At 29.7% G+C, this 1,520-nt stretch carries 3 protein-coding genes; 1 reads left to right on the plus strand and 2 read right to left on the minus strand.

Annotated elements, in window-relative coordinates; translation table 11 throughout:
* Both V7056_RS20295 and V7056_RS20300 read right to left on the minus strand, forming a co-directional pair.
* Window positions 1–558 (minus strand): DUF445 family protein (locus V7056_RS20295; protein WP_499704196.1); only part of this gene is annotated, 558 nt, incomplete at its 3' end.
* Between the two features lie 118 nt (window positions 559–676).
* Window positions 677–1,105, minus strand: coding sequence for a GNAT family N-acetyltransferase (locus V7056_RS20300; RefSeq protein ID WP_499704197.1), 429 nt, complete (start codon window positions 1,103–1,105; stop codon window positions 677–679).
* Between the two features lie 151 nt (window positions 1,106–1,256).
* Here V7056_RS20300 and V7056_RS20305 point away from each other — a divergent pair.
* Window positions 1,257–1,520 (plus strand): hypothetical protein (locus tag V7056_RS20305; protein ID WP_499704198.1); only part of this gene is annotated, 264 nt, incomplete at its 3' end.

Genomic DNA, 1,520 nt, shown 5'->3' on the forward strand with positions numbered 1-1,520 from the left:
TTTATCAATTAAAAATTCATATGTTTTTTCATCCCACCCATTCTGGAAAATCTTGTCGATCACATTGCTCCAGATTTTTTCACTTGATATAGAATGAAGGGTTGTATGTAATGAATCTTGAATGATTTTTTCTATTGATTCCTTTTGAATTGAAGAGCCAAATTCCTGTATGGAAGATATGATTTTTTCTTTAGAATCTTCATCATTCAGCATATTTTCAAAAGAGTCTACACCTTTTTCAATCCATTGCTGTTCATTTACTTTTTCAATTAAACTTTCTTTACTAAGCCATTGATTATTCAATGAAGATAAAATACCTTCAGTGATTTTAGCTCTATTTTTAGGAAGTAAAGCTGTATGCGGGATTGGAATATTAAGTGGGTGTCTAAACATTGCTGTAACAGCGAACCAATCGGCAAGTCCCCCTACTAGTGCAGCTTCAAATCCTCCTGATAATATTTGAATGATTTTTGCTTGAAACGGCATTGTTGCGACAAATCCAGTTGATGCAACCAACAAAGATAGATTTGCAAGCCGTTTTGAATTTTTTTCAACCATTACATTATTGCCTCCTATTGCTGTTTGAAAATAGTATATCACTGATTGATGACAATCCTAAATTTTGGGAAATTTCGTTTTGACCGTAATTAAAAAATATGAAAATTGCTTAAAAGTACTAATCAATATTCTTTTGAAAATGATGACATGTAATATCCAAACCATTCTTTAGGTAAAAACGATGTGCATCAAATCTATTTACACCTGAGTCTAAATGAAATTGTTTACATCCTTTTTTCGAGGCTTCTTGAATTAACCAGTTCCATAAAATTTTAGCATATCCATTTTTTCTTCTACTTTCGTTTGTAATTAAATCATCAACATATAAGTATCGATCCCATGCTAATGATTCAGTAAATCTATAACCTGCTACAGCCATTACATCATCTTCTTCAATGACTACTATTAAGGAATAATCATGTTTTACCATTAATCGTCTGATTTTACTTACATATTCAGTTTGATCTAAATGAGGTCTTAGTTGTTTGACTGTATGAAAAGTAAGCATGATCTCTTCATCGCTTAGCATAATTTTTACTTCTGGCATCATGAGACAACTCCATTCAAAAAATGTTTTCAGTAAGATATAAAATTAGTCTAACTTAAAAATACCAAATTTTAGTGATTTTAAGAAAGGATTTTCTAAAAATTAATAGAATGTAACAAATTAAAATTATAGGGTTAGGAAGGATTTGAAAATGGGTAGAAAAATAATGTATTTCATTGCATCTGTCATATTCATTTTATCAATTTTTATCTATTTCAATTTTTTCCGTGGCATCACTCAAGATACAAATTTTTTATTGATTAATAAAGTTGAAGTTTCCGAGAATGTGATTAATCTTCATGCATCAAACCCTAAGAGTGGAATCATGATTAGTGGCATAGACAAAACTTATAAAAATCATATTGTCTATCTAAAATTCCGAGGAGCATTAGTTAATGAATATGGTAATTCGATT

Origin of the sequence: Bacillus sp. JJ664, assembly GCF_036962205.1 — a bacterium.
Classification (GTDB): Bacteria; Bacillota; Bacilli; order Bacillales; family Bacillaceae_G; genus Gottfriedia.